Annotated in this window: 15 protein-coding genes; 12 read left to right on the top strand and 3 right to left on the bottom strand. The window is 63.6% G+C overall.

Annotated features, from left to right (window positions below):
* The 9 genes from RMO18_RS10620 to RMO18_RS10580 all read left to right on the top strand — a co-directional run.
* Positions 1 to 1,626: Mur ligase family protein (locus RMO18_RS10620; RefSeq protein WP_309665807.1), on the top strand; the 1,626-nt coding region annotated here is incomplete at its 5' end.
* A gap of 7 nt (positions 1,627 to 1,633) precedes the next feature.
* Positions 1,634 to 3,379: a Mur ligase family protein gene (locus RMO18_RS10615; RefSeq protein ID WP_309665805.1), complete on the top strand. Its 1,746-nt coding sequence runs from the start codon at positions 1,634 to 1,636 to the stop codon at positions 3,377 to 3,379.
* Between the two features lie 72 nt (positions 3,380 to 3,451).
* Complete coding sequence (locus RMO18_RS10610) at positions 3,452 to 3,619, top strand: hypothetical protein (RefSeq protein WP_309665804.1); 168 nt, start codon at positions 3,452 to 3,454, stop codon at positions 3,617 to 3,619.
* 30 nt (positions 3,620 to 3,649) lie between these two features.
* Positions 3,650 to 3,868, top strand: a complete 219-nt coding sequence (locus tag RMO18_RS10605) for a hypothetical protein (RefSeq protein WP_309665803.1) — start codon at positions 3,650 to 3,652, stop codon at positions 3,866 to 3,868.
* A 227-nt stretch (positions 3,869 to 4,095) separates the two neighbouring features.
* Positions 4,096 to 5,235 carry a hypothetical protein gene (locus RMO18_RS10600; RefSeq protein ID WP_309665801.1) on the top strand — a complete coding sequence of 380 codons (1,140 nt, stop codon included), beginning with the start codon at positions 4,096 to 4,098 and terminating at the stop codon, positions 5,233 to 5,235.
* Positions 5,232 to 6,215: a DUF4013 domain-containing protein gene (locus RMO18_RS10595; RefSeq protein ID WP_309665799.1), complete on the top strand. Its 984-nt coding sequence runs from the start codon at positions 5,232 to 5,234 to the stop codon at positions 6,213 to 6,215. The genes RMO18_RS10600 and RMO18_RS10595 overlap by 4 nt, the downstream gene beginning before the upstream one ends.
* 85 nt (positions 6,216 to 6,300) lie before the next feature.
* Positions 6,301 to 6,636: a cupin domain-containing protein gene (locus RMO18_RS10590; RefSeq protein WP_309665798.1), complete on the top strand. Its 336-nt coding sequence runs from the start codon at positions 6,301 to 6,303 to the stop codon at positions 6,634 to 6,636.
* A 96-nt stretch (positions 6,637 to 6,732) separates the two neighbouring features.
* Positions 6,733 to 7,530: a dimethylarginine dimethylaminohydrolase gene (locus tag RMO18_RS10585; RefSeq protein WP_309665796.1), complete on the top strand. Its 798-nt coding sequence runs from the start codon at positions 6,733 to 6,735 to the stop codon at positions 7,528 to 7,530.
* Positions 7,527 to 8,504 carry a hypothetical protein gene (locus RMO18_RS10580; protein WP_309665795.1) on the top strand — a complete coding sequence of 326 codons (978 nt, stop codon included), beginning with the start codon at positions 7,527 to 7,529 and terminating at the stop codon, positions 8,502 to 8,504. Before RMO18_RS10585 ends, RMO18_RS10580 begins: the two co-directional genes overlap by 4 nt.
* Positions 8,505 to 8,536: 32 nt before the next feature.
* On the opposite strand, the gene RMO18_RS10575 is transcribed toward RMO18_RS10580, so the two are convergent.
* The gene (locus RMO18_RS10575; RefSeq protein ID WP_309665794.1) at positions 8,537 to 9,109 is read right to left on the bottom strand and encodes a fused DSP-PTPase phosphatase/NAD kinase-like protein; all 573 of its coding nucleotides are present in this window, start codon (positions 9,107 to 9,109) and stop codon (positions 8,537 to 8,539) included.
* A 63-nt stretch (positions 9,110 to 9,172) separates the two neighbouring features.
* On the bottom strand, positions 9,173 to 9,766 hold the full coding sequence (locus tag RMO18_RS10570; protein ID WP_309665792.1) for a LysE family translocator: 594 nt from the start codon (positions 9,764 to 9,766) through the stop codon (positions 9,173 to 9,175).
* A gap of 73 nt (positions 9,767 to 9,839) precedes the next feature.
* Between RMO18_RS10570 and RMO18_RS10565 the strand changes: the two genes are divergently transcribed.
* Entirely contained in the window at positions 9,840 to 10,292 is a 453-nt protein-coding gene (locus RMO18_RS10565) for an Lrp/AsnC family transcriptional regulator (protein WP_309665791.1), read from the top strand.
* A gap of 150 nt (positions 10,293 to 10,442) precedes the next feature.
* On the top strand, positions 10,443 to 11,717 hold the full coding sequence (locus RMO18_RS10560) for an MFS transporter (RefSeq protein ID WP_309665790.1): 1,275 nt from the start codon (positions 10,443 to 10,445) through the stop codon (positions 11,715 to 11,717).
* 88 nt (positions 11,718 to 11,805) lie between these two features.
* Here the strand turns inward: RMO18_RS10560 and RMO18_RS10555 are convergent, their stop codons facing one another.
* Positions 11,806 to 12,219 (bottom strand): VOC family protein, encoded by a 414-nt coding sequence (locus RMO18_RS10555; RefSeq protein ID WP_309665789.1) that lies wholly within the window; start codon positions 12,217 to 12,219, stop codon positions 11,806 to 11,808.
* Positions 12,220 to 12,575: 356 nt separating this feature from the next.
* Here RMO18_RS10555 and RMO18_RS10550 point away from each other — a divergent pair.
* Positions 12,576 to 13,060 (top strand): PLP-dependent transferase (locus RMO18_RS10550; protein WP_309665788.1); only part of this gene is annotated, 485 nt, incomplete at its 3' end.

Genomic DNA, 13,060 nt, shown 5'->3' with positions numbered 1-13,060 from the left:
CAGACCTTCTTCCTCCGATCCACCGCCAACCTGTCCACCGGCGGCACGGCTATCGACATGACCGATGTCTGCCACCCCGACAACAAGGACATGGCCGAACGCACCATCAAGGCCGTGGGCCTTGACGTGGGGGGCGTGGATTTCCTGACCTCGGACATCACGAAAAGCTACAAGGACATCGGCGGCGCGATTGTCGAGGTGAACGCGGCCCCCGGCTTTCGGATGCATGTGGCCCCGTCCGAAGGCACGCCGCGCGATGTGGCGGGCAAGGTGCTGGAAATGCTGTTCCCGACCGGCGCCCAGTCGCGGATTCCGATCGGCGCGATCACCGGTACCAATGGCAAGACCACGACCAGCCGGATGCTGGCGCATATCATGAAATCCAGCGGCAAGATCGTCGGCATGACCTCGACCGACGGGGTGTATGTCGATGGCAAGCTGACGGTGAAAGGCGACATGACCGGCCCAGCCTCGGCCCAGATGGTGCTGCGCGACCCGTCGGTCGATTTCGCGGTGATGGAGACGGCGCGTGGTGGCGTGCTGCGCGCGGGCCTTGGCTATCGGCGGTCCGATGTCGCCGCCTGCCTGAACGTGACCGAGGATCACATGGGCCTTGGCGGGATCAACACGCTGGAGGAGATGGCCCGCATCAAACGCGTCGTGGTCGAAAGCGCCACCGAAACAGTGGTCCTGAACGCCGATGACAAACACTGCCTGCGGATGGCCGATTATGTGACCGCCAAGAACATCTGCTATGCCACGATGAATTCCAACCATGCCCTGGTAAAAGAGCATATCCAGGCGGGCGGCCGCGCCGTGGTGCTGGAGCGCGGCATGAACGGCGACATGATCACCATCTACAACCATGGCACGCATCTGCCCGTCCTGTGGTCGCATCTGATCCCCGCGACGTTTGAAGGCAAGGCCGCCTACAACGTGCAGAACGCCATGTTCGCCGCCGCAATGGCCTTCAGCTTCGGCGTCGATCTGGACAACATCCGGCATGGCCTCAGGACCTTCGACACCAGCTTCTTCCAGGTGCCGGGGCGAACAAACGTCTTTGACGAACATGCCTTCAAGGTCATCCTCGACTATGCCCACAACCCCGCGGCCTTTACTGCGCTTTCGGGCCTTGTCGGCCAGCTTGAGGTCGCCGGCAGACGGATCTTCGTGCTGTCCATTCCCGGCGACCGGCGCAACGAGGACGCGGCAACCGCCGCCCGCATCCTGGCACCCCATTTCGATGTCTTCATCTGCAAGGCCGACGACAACCGGCGCGGGCGCGGGCATGACGAGATCCCGCAACTGATGAAAGCGGCCTTGCTGGAAAACGGCGTTGATGCCGGTGCGATCCACATCGTCCCCGATGAGGTCGAGGCGCTTGCCTTCGGTCTGAACATGGCGGCCGAGGGCGATCTTCTGGTGATCAACGGCGACGATACCGTGCGCTGTTGGAAGCAGATCATCTACTTCAAGGACCCCAACAAGGTCGACGCCCCGACCGCTGCCAGCAAACCGCGCCCGGTGGTGGTGGGGATGGAGGACCTGATCACCGACACCGACACCATCGTTCGCGACGAACGCGGCGTGCGACTGGCGCGTGACACCGGCGAAGGCGGCGATTGATCCGCAAATGATCGATGACATCGCCGACGCCCTTCAGGTGCCCATCGCGGCATCCGATGCGCTGCAGACCGGCGAGGCCCGCAGACTGACCGGTCCGGGCCTCTTGCAGACCGCTCCGGGTGCAGCACTTGAGGTGACTTTTGCCGGTTTCCCCCCGACCCGCGTCGCGGCCCTTTGGCATCACCATGCCCGGCGGGTGCTGGACGGGGTCGGCTGGCAGCGTGAGGTCAGCAGCCACAGGCATTTTTCCAGCGGCATCTCGGTGGCAATCACCGCTCCGGAAGACCAGCTTTATTCGGCGACTTTCGTCTTGCAGACCGCCTGGCATTTCGTGGCCGCCGACCTTCTGTGGCAGCCGCGCGGCGATCTGGCGTCCATGCTGGCCGACCTGCGCGGCGTCATGGCGCGTGAAGCCAACCCGGCGATGCTTGCGTTGGCAGGGGCAGCAAAAGCGCGGGGGATCGAGGTGCTGGCGGATGAGGATTTCGTCACGCTTGGCCATGGTGTGCGGGCGAAAAGCTGGGCGCTGGCAAGCCTGCCTGACCTTGATGCCGTCGACTGGGGTGCAATCGGCAACCTGCCCCTCGGCCTGATCACCGGCACCAACGGCAAGACCACGACGACCCGGCTGGCGATGGCGATGGCGCAGGCGGCGGGCAAGGTCGCGGGCCTGACCTCGACCGACATGGTCCGGGTCGGCGACGAGGTCCTTGAACATGGCGACTTCTCTGGTCCCGGTGGCGCGCGGCTGTTGTTGCGCGATCCCCGGCTTGAGGTGGGCTTTCTGGAACTGGCGCGCGGCGGCATCTTGCGGCGCGGCCTGCCGGTGCGGCAGGCGCTGGCGGCGGTGGTCACGAACGTCGCCGCCGATCACCTTGGCGAATACGGCATCAACACCGTGGCCGAACTTGCGCAGGTGAAATTCGCCATTCGTCACGGCTTGCGGGAAGGGGGCACGCTGATCCTGAACGCCGACGACCCGCCCGTGGTGGCCGAGGCCGCGCGATTGGGCCTGAAGGCCGCATGGTTCTCGCTGGATGCCGATGCGCCGCAGATCCTTGCGGCACGAGACGCAGGCCGGCTTACCGGCTTTGTCCGGGAGGGTGCCATCTGGCTGCAGCAGGGGCCTTTGGCGCAGCGCGTGATCGCCGTGACCGATGTGCCGATCGCCATGGGCGGCGCCGCAATCTACAATGTGTCGAACGCGCTGGCCGCCGCCTGTCTGGCCCATGCGCTTGGGGTCGATGTCGCGGCCATCGCCCGCGCGCTTGCCGCCTTCCACTCCACCTCCAAGGACAACCCTGGCCGCCTGAACGAATTCGCCCACAACGGCGCGCGGTTGTTCGTCGATTTCGCCCACAACCCGCATTCCATTGCCGCCGTCACCGGGGCATTGGCTGCCGTGCCCGCCAAGCGCCGCTTCGTGATGCTGGCCCATGCCGGCGACCGTTCGGACGACGACATCCGCGGCCTTGCGCGCGGCGCCTGCGCCTTTGGCCCCGATTGGGTGATGATCACCGAACTACCGGGCTACCTGCGCGGCCGTGCGCCGGGCGACATCCCCGCCATCCTGCGCGCCGAATGTCTGGCCCAAGGCATTGCTGCCGATCAGATACTTCAGGAAGATAGCCCCGCATCCGGCGTCGCAAGGATCATGGACCTTGTCCGCCCCGGCGATCTGGCCCTGCTTTTGGTGCATTCGGAACGCGACAAGGTCTTTGCGATGTTGGGCGGCCAGGCCTGGCCAAACTGATCCCCCGGTCTTGGCGCCAGGGCTGCCGGTGTCCGTCGTCGAATGCCCAAACCCAGCCCCTAAATCACCCGCATGGCGGTGACGCTTTATGTCCGCTACCCGCGGTCGCTGCGCAATGTCGTCGACCTGTTGCATGCGCGCGGCATCGAGATCAGCCACAAGACGGCGCAGTTCCGGTCGAACAGGTTTGGGCCGACGTTCGCCGGCGAAAACCGGCGCAAGCATGTGCAGCGGATGTGATCATGCCACAGGCACCACCATCTCGACGCGGTGTTTGTGACGATCGACGGTGTTACCCGCTGCGTCTGGCGGGCTATCGATCACGAAGGCGAGGGTGTTGAATCCTTTGTCCTTAAAAAAGCGGAATCGCAAATCTGCATTGAAATTCCCCAAGAAAACGATGAAGCGATAAGGCCAACCGCACCGCCGCTCTCGCCGAGTGGTGTCACCTCTGCGCCGCCTGACGCCTGCCGGTTTTTGGCAAACTGAGGCTGGTTCGCGCTTGTTTGACACCACCCCCAGCAGACGTGTCGCAACGCGGTTGCCGACCTGACGTGCGGCGCTTTCAACGACCGCAGCTAAACCCTGACAAACCTCCTTGGACGCACCTGCCGACAGCGAGCCCTCACTCCGCCAGCCACGCCCGCAAGAATCAGTCGCTTTCCACCTTCATCTATGGCAATGTTAAGCCTATTAACACGGACTGGGAGCAACCGATGCACCGTCGCACCTTTACCCTTGGCCTCGCCGCCGGCCTTGCCACGCCCCTGCCTGCGCTATCGCAATCCGCCGGCTACAACGGCCCGAACGTCATCCTCGTCCGCTTCGGCGGGGGTGTGCGCCGCGCCGAAACGATTGACGAGGCCGCCACCTGGGCCCCCTACCTGCGCCACGTCCTCGCCCCGCGCGGTACCTTCATCCCCGACCTGCGGATCGAGAAACTTGAAGGCGTCAACACCTCCCACGCCGAGGGTACGCTGAACCTGCTGACCGGTCGCTACCTTGCCTACCGCGACGCCAGCGAATTTCTGGCCGACCGGCTGGAACCCACCGAACCCACGCTATTCGAATACCTCCGCCGCTCATTCGACCTCGCCTCGCACGAGGTGCTGCTGATCAACGGCGAGGACCGCCCACAAGAGGAATTCTTCACCTTTGGCGCGGGCGATCACTTCGGCATCGACTTCCGCTCCGAAATGCTCTCCCTCCACCGCTACAAGCTGTACCGCACGAAGATGCAGCTTGCCGAAGACAGGCTGACCGACGAGGCCCGCACCGAGCTTGAAGCCGAACGCATCCGCCTTCTGACCATCGACCCGCGCGGCGCCACCCCCGATCCCTCGCCGCAAGTAGAGGCGTTCTGGGCCCGCTGGCGCGACGGTTTTGGCGATGACGGCCTGCGCAATCCCCGCGGCGACCGACTGCTGACCGAGCTTGCCACCCGCGCGATGGACGAACTGAAACCGCGCTTCATGATGGTGAACTACCAGGACCCAGACTATGTCCACTGGGGCAACCCCACCCATTACACCCGCGCCATCGCGATCATCGACGAAGGGTTGCAGCGCCTTGTGGCCACCGCCGACGCCGACCCGTTCTACCGTGACAACACGATTTTCGTGATCACCCCCGATTGTGGCCGTGACACCAACCCCCTCGCCAACGTGCCGTTCCAGCACCACTTCAACTCCCGCTCAGCGCATGAAGTGTGGGCGTTGATCTTTGGCCCCGGCATCGCCAAGGGCACCATCGACCACCCTGTCGATCAATCCGCCATCGCCGCCACCATCGCCGCCGCCATGGGTTTTGACGCCACCCGCGCCGAAGGCAGCACCATCGAGGGGGCTTTCCTGTGACCGCCCTTACCCGCCCCGGCTTCCGCGCCAGCCGCCTCACCCGCCTTGGTGTCTGGCTGCGCAACGCAACGCTTGGCACCCTGCTGACCACGCTGCCGGTGCTGGCGCTCCTTTCCCTCGGCTGGCTGACCCGACGCATGGGCCACGTAACCCGCGCCCGGTTCGGTGCGGCCGAACAGGCCCCCGGCTGGATCCTTGGCCCGCATGAAGCTGGCCGCATCGCTCGCGCACTTGGCGGGCTCGGCGCGAACATCCGTTCGGGGCTCATGGCCCTCACCGCCCTTCTGGCCTGGACCCTGCCCTTCACCCTTCTCTGGCTTGGCGCGTGGTGGGCGGGGTGGGAAAACTCGTTCAACAAGGGCTACGAGCAGGCCTTCGTCGGCCCCTCGGTCTATCTGTTCGGCACGCTGGCCTCGGCAATCCTGCTGCCGGTGCTACCGGTCATGCTGGCACATCTGGCCACCGAAGACCGCCTCTCGGCCGCGTTCGAATTGCGCCGCCTGCGCTCGGTGATCGCCCAATCCGGCTGGCGCCTGCCCGCCTTGGGCGCGCTGACACTGATCCTCGGCATCCCCTTCGTCGCGGTGCGTGGCATCATTACCACCGCGCCGGAATTCTTCCCCGGCGTCGAAGGCATGACGCCCGACCAGATCGCGGGCCTGCAGGGCCAGATCGCCCTCGCAATGGCCGCCTTCGCCTTCCTGTCGCTCTGGCTATTGCGCGCATTGGCCGCCCGCATCTACACCCGCGCTGCCCCGCGTGCCGCAGGCTTGCAGCCCGGCCTTTGGGACGGCGCCCAAGCCGCCGAAGCGGCAGAGCCCGCCCGGCGCGCGTCCCGCTTTATGGCTACGCTCTGGTATCTCCTCGCCATGGGTTTCGCCTTCGGCCTTGGCACCCAGATCCTTGTCGCCCAATTCCTTGATCACGCATGGTGGCGCTGGCTGTTTCATCCCTTATTGACACTGCCCTGGGCGGGATAAGGCGGCAGAATGCGCTGGTCACCCCGGCTCGCATTGCGTTAGCCTGGCGCGTCAACCGGTTCCGCCGCTGTCAGATGAGGCCCGCATGCCCTTTCCCGATTTCATCGCAGCCTTGCCCGGCATCGCCGTGCCCTTTCCCGAGGATGTCGTGCAAACCGCGGCTATGCGGTCTGATGGCGCGCTGGTGGTGTTCTTCACCTTCCTCAAGGCGATGCAGTTGCCCCGGCACGCCCATGGCGCGCAATGGGGCAGCGTCATCGAAGGCGAGATCACGTTGACCATCGGCGATCAGACCCGGACCTACCGCCCCGGCGACAGTTATTCGATTCCCGCCGGTGTCGAACATGAGGCGCTGGTCACCGCCGGCACCCGGGCGATCGACGTCTTCGAAGAACCCGACCGCTACCCGCTCAAGCCCTGAAGACTGCCCCGCCCACCCGCGTTCAGTTCCAAGGCCCCGCCCCTCTTGCCTAGGCGTCTGCGGGGTGCGACACCGGTGGCACAGCCCGGAGCCGCCATGACCCACGCCGCCACTCACTTCACCCACGCCATCACCCGCCGCCCTGCGCCCTCCATCATCGCGGGCCTTCGCGCCGTTGACATCGGCAGTCCGGACCTCGCCCTGATGCAGGCGCATCACGCCGACTATATCGCCGCCTTGCGCGCCACTGGCGCAACCGTCATCGAACTTCCCGCCCTGGACGCCTACCCAGACAGCGTGTTCGTCGAAGACACCGCCCTCTGCCTGCCGCAGGGCGCCGTGATCATGCGGCCCGGCGCGCCCAGCCGCCTTGGCGAGGCTGCCGAAATGGCCCCGCACCTGGCCGCGCTCTATGGCAACATCGTCACCATCACCGGCCCCGACAGCTTCATCGAAGGCGGTGACATCCTTGTCACCGGAACCGAAATTCTTGTCGGCCGCTCTGCCCGCACCAATGCCGCAGGTATCGCCGAACTGACGGCGCTGGTGGCCCCCTGGGGCCACACCGTCCGCGAGGTGCACACGCCGCCGGGCGTGCTGCATTTCAAGACCGACTGCTCGCTGCTCGACGCAAGGACCATCCTCGCCACCCCGCGCCTTGCCGCATCGGGCTGCTTTGACGACTATTTCGTCGTGCACACCGCGCAGGGCGAAGAGGCCGCCGCCAACGCCATCCGGTTCAACGACGTGGTGCTGATGGCGCAAGGTTTCGCCGCCACCCGCGCCGCCGTGGAAAGTGCGGGTTACACTGTGGTCGAGATCGGCAATTCCGAATGCGCGAAACTTGATGGCGGCATGTCCTGCCTGTCGCTCCGCTTCACGCCAAAGCCATGACCGCATTCAATATTGTCGCCGTAGTCCAATCCGGAAGGCTGGAATACGAGGCAATCCTGCTGGCCGCCAGCATGCGCCACGCCGACCCTGGTTTTGCCGGAACCCTGTATCTTGCCGAACCGCAGCCGGGGCCAAAATGGAACGGCGATCCCCGCATCTCCGCCCCCGTCCGCGCGCTGCTGGAAAGCCTCGGCGCGACGATCCTGCCGTTTCACAGCACCACTTTCGGCAGTGACTACCCGCATGGCAACAAGATCGAGGCGCTGACCGCCCTGCCCGACGCGCCCTTCCTGTTTCTCGATACCGACACGCTGGTGACCGGCCCGCTTTCCTTTCTCCCTTTCGATTTCACCCGCCCCTCGGCCTCGATGCGGCGCGAAGGCACCTGGCCGAAGATCGAACTTTACGGCCCCAGCTATGCCCAGATCTGGAAGTCTCTCTATGATCGCTTCGGCCTCGATTACGACGCCTCGCTCGACCTCACCCAGCCCGAGGAGTACTGGCAACGCCACCTCTACTTCAACGCCGGCTGGTTTTTCCACCAAAGCCCGCGCGCCTTTGGCGACCGCTTCTTGTCCTACGCGAAAACCATCCGCGACACCCCGCCCGACGAACTGGTCTGCCAGGAACTGTTCCCGTGGCTTGACCAGATCGTCTTGCCGCTGGTGATCCAGTCCTTCAACGGCGGTCGTCCGGGGCCCGACCTCGCCCCCCTCGACGGCAGCGCCACCTGCCACTACCGCAGCCTGTCATTGCTCTACGCCCGCGAAAGCGACCTTGCCGTCGATGTGTTGGAAGAGGTCGCCCGCGACAAGGCAATTCGCCCCATCCTGCGCAACTGGGATGCACTAAAGACGTTGGTCTACCAGAACAAGGGCCGCAAAGCCCGTGCGTTGTTTGATCGCCAGAACCTGCCGCACCGCGAACAGGTCATCCGCAACACCTTGAAACGCGAAGATTTGTGGCTCCGTTAGCTGCGTGATTTTCCGCAGCCTGGCCGCGGGGATCAGCTTTCCGCAAATCCCAGCTTTGGCTCCATCCGCTCCCACGTTTCATCCATCGGGTAGGCATCCGACAGGTAGGGCACCGCGAAATGGCCATAGCGCAGCGACAGTTGACTCTCCGCGTCCCGCTCATTCGTCCCGGCGATCGCGGCCATGTACAGCGCGGCGGCCAGCCCGGTCCGGTCCGCACCGTGGCGGCAATGGATCAACATCGGTTTGGGCATGTCGCGCATCACCGCGATCAGCCGTTCGACCTGCTGATCGGAAAGCTCCTTGGACGCGGATAGTTTGAAATCGACATGGGTGATGCCCAGTTCGCGGCTGGCGGCCACCTCTTGGTCATACCACTCCTCGCCCGGAAACGCGCCGCGCAGGTTCAGAACGCTGCGGATGCCATCCTTCGCCTGATAGCTGGCGATCTCTGCCGGCGTGATCTGCGCCGCCCGGTAGACCTCGTCAGCGATCACCGGGTGATAATTGCCGTTCAGGTGCAGATAGGCCAAATGCCCAATCAACGCCGCGATCGCCACGCTGCCCGCAATGGCGGCTCCCCTGATGATCCGTCTGATCCGCACTATCTTGACCTCCCGCTTACGCCGAGAACATAATACGTGCGTATTACCACTTCAATGTGACAGTTACATCCGCAAAACTGGCACCAAAGACAGCACCAACAGCACCGCCATCGTCCAGTTGAACGCCCGCAGCCGGGCAGGATCGTTCAGCCATCGCCGCACCTGCTGCCCGACATAGGCCCAGACCGCCACCGACGGCAGGTTGACCATGGCAAACACCACCGCCACCAGCGCCACCTGATGCAGCGCGCCCTCTGGCGCATAGGCCGCCACGGCGCCCAGCGCCATTGCCCACGCCTTCGGGTTCACCCTCTGGAACGCCGCCGCCTGCCCAAAACTGAACGGCCGCGCCCCCGCACGCCCTTCGCCCGGGGCAGACGCATGCGCGATCTTCCACGACAGCCACAGCATGTAGGCCACCGATGCCACCTTCAGCACGACCATCGCCGGCGGCCAGGCATGCATTATCCCTGCCAGCCCCAGCCCCACCAGAAACACCATCAGCGAATGGCCGATGCTGATCCCCAGCATATGCGGCACCGTGCGCCGGAACCCGAAGTTCACCCCCGAAGCCAGCAGCATCATGTTGTTCGGCCCCGGCGTCACCGAAGTCACAAAAGCAAAGGCGATCAACGCCAGAAGGATGTCATATGTCATGCGCGCAATCCTGCACCGCAGGTTGCGGCATTTAGTTGCAAACACACTATCCTGGACGCTATCCTTGCAATAAATGACAAGTCTTGACCCCATCGATCACCGAATATTGCGCGCGCTGGTCAGCGACTCGCGCCAGTCGAACCTTGCGCTTGCCGACCGGGTGGGCCTTTCCCCCTCGGCCTGCCTGCGCCGCGTTCAGGCGTTGGAGCGTGCGGGCGTGATCAAGGGCTACCGCGCGGTGCTTGACCCGGTTCAAATGGGCGTGGGTTTTCTCGCCTATGTCACCGTTGGCCTCAACAGCCATACCAAAGCCGCGCAAGAGGCGTTCGAACGCGCCGTCTCCCGCGCGGCAGAAGTGAGAGAGTGTCACAACATCACCGGCACCGTCGAGTACCTGCTGCGGGTCGAGGCTGCCGACCTTGCCGCCTACAAGCACTGGCACACCGACATCTTGGGCGTGCTGCCGCAGGTGCAGTCGATCACGACCTTTGTGGTGATGGACAGCCCGAAAGATGATCGGGCGTGAGGGGAGCAACAGGGCCGATAGGGGCGAACGGCAGCTTTGCGGACGGAGCTGCCATCCGCGCACGACTGGCGAATGGCTGCTCTGGGATACAAACCGTGTCCTTTTAGAGCCGCACTTGTGTTCGCTGTCCAAGATGCGAAGATCACAATCATGCCCGCCGACATCGAATTTTCCTTCCATCAGTTAACCAGCGACGCCCGGCGCCATATTCGGGTCTTTCAGGTTCATCAGTTTTTGGACCGCTTTGCGATGGGTCTGACGGTAGCCGTTGTCGCATTGGCTTTGATCGACCGTGGCATGGACCTTTTCCAGATTTCGCTGCTGTTTGGCGTTTACTCAGTCACGACGATGGCGATGGAACTGCCATTTGGTGGATTGGCAGACAATATTGGCCGCAAGCCCGTTTTCTTGTCGGCAGTCGTGGCAAGCCTGATCTCGCTGGGTCTCTTTTTGTCGACCAGCGATTTTTACGTTCTGGCATTGTCGTTCGCGTTCATTGGGTTCGGTCGCGCTTTGCGATCGGGGACACTCGACGCATGGTTCGTTGAGAATTTCAGAGCCATGGCTCCGGACGTCGATATACAACCTGCCCTCGCAAAAGCACAATGGGCCAACGCCATGGGGCTGGCTTTCGGTGCGATCTGCGGAGGCCTTTTGCCCGATGCTTTCGGTCATGTTGCAGCCCAACGCGGGTTCAGCGTTTATGACGTCTCATACGCTGCAAGCCTGATCATGATGACGGTGTTGTTTCTCTACACGCTCATTGCCATCGCAGAAGTACCACGCTCGCTGAACCCCAAAGCACTCGGTCAGGGCTTCAGAGACGTTCCTGCGGTGATAAAGGAGGCCGGTCTCCTCGCCCTGAAACACCCCACATTGTCGATGCTCCTGCTCGCCTTGGCGCTATTTCTGATGGCGACGAACCCTGTCGAAGTTTTCTGGCCCACTCACGTCAAGGGCATGCTGGACGAGGGTTATGCGAATACTGCAATTGGTGCGCTGACTGCGACCTATTTCTTTTCAATCGCGTTTGGTGCGGCGCTATCCCCTCGCATCAATCGAATGTTCAAGCGCCAAAACGCTGTCTCGCTTTCGGTGGCTTTTGCCTGCCTTGCTGCTCTTCAAATCGCAATAGCATTTCAGAGCGGTATTATTTGCTTCGTCGGGATTTTCATGCTGTTCTCTATTGTTCTTGGCGCGACGGAATCGCCAGCAAGTAGTATTCTCCATTCGTGCGTGGAGAACCATCAGCGTTCTACCATGCTGTCATTACGCTCTCTCGTGCAGCAGTTAGGTGCAGCAATTGGTCTGCTGGCTGTTGGTGGCCTTGCAGAAGGTTATTCGTTACCTGTCGCTTGGATAGGCGGCGCGGGGTTCCTCATGATCGCTGTCTTGCTGACGGTCATACTAGCCAAACGGTTGTAGAGCCGAGGTCGATAGCGGCCGTTCGTCCATGGCGCAGCATTGGTCGATATGGGCTCGAAGCAGCCAACTGTCGGCCCAACTCATCGCCCTACCCCTTGAACACCGCGTCCATCTCGCGGAATCCCTTCACTTCGATGGGATTTCCGCTCGGATCACGAAAGAACATCGTCCACTGCTCGCCCGGCTCACCCTCGAACCGCACCGATGGCGGCAGCACGAACGCCACTCCCGCCGCCGTCAGCCGGTCGGCCAGCGCGCGCCAGCGGTCAAGTGGCAGCACCAGCCCCAGATGCGGCATCGGTACCAGCGTGTCGCCCACCTTGCCGGTGTTGGTGGTGGCAAAGGGCTGGCCCAGATGCAGGCTCAACTGATGGCCAAAGAAATCGAAATCCACCCAGGTCTCAGCGCTCCGACCCTCACGGCAGCCCAGCATGTCGCCATAAAACGCCCGCGCGGCGTCAAGGTCGGTGACGTGATAGGCCAGGTGAAACGGTGTCAGCATGGGTTCCCTCGTCTCGGTCCGGACCAGCGGGTGCTTGGGTGTCCGGGGGGACAGCCCCTCTGCCTTCCGGCCCCTCACCCTAACGCCGCGCCCCCCACCCCGCAACAGGGGTGCCAAGTCGCCACCAAAGGGCTTCCTCTTCCACCAAATATCCCCGCCGGAGGCCCCACCCCAGCCACCTGCACCAGCATCCAATCGTCGCGAAATCCTTTCCAATCCCTTAACGCTGACCAGAAAATCCATATAAATCAATGAGCCTTCCCGATGTCCACGCGTGGACAGCCCACCCAGAAAGCCCCGTTGCCTCGCGCGATTTCCTCCCCTACCCTCGCGCCAGCTTTTCAAGGGAGAATGATATGACCGACCGACCCATGGGTTTTGATACCCTCGCCATCCACGCAGGCACTGCCCCCGACCCCGCCACAGGCGCGCGCCAGGTGCCGATCTATCAGACCACCGCCTACGTCTTCCGCGATGCCGACCACGCGGCCAAGCTCTTCAACCTGCAAGAGGTCGGCTACATCTACTCCCGCCTGACCAACCCCACCGTCTCGGCGCTGGCCAACCGCGTCTGCGCCCTTGAAGGCGGGGCCGGCGCCATCGCCTGCTCCTCCGGCCACGCCGCCCAGATCATGGCGCTCTTTCCGCTGATGCAGCCCGGCTGCAACGTGGTCGCCTCCACCCGGCTTTACGGCGGCACCATCCAGCAGTTTTCCAACACCATCCGCAAGTTCGGCTGGTCGGCCAAGTTCGTCGATTTCGACGACCCCAAGGCGATCGCCGCCGCCATCGACGCCAACACCCGCGCGCTGTTCTGCGAAACCATCTGCAACCCCGGCGG

It is taken from the genome of Tabrizicola sp. (genome assembly GCF_031377265.1).
Classification (GTDB): Bacteria; Pseudomonadota; Alphaproteobacteria; order Rhodobacterales; family Rhodobacteraceae; genus JAUYQR01.
Note: the sequence above shows the minus strand (reverse complement) of the source record. Positions and strands in the feature narration are given on the sequence as shown.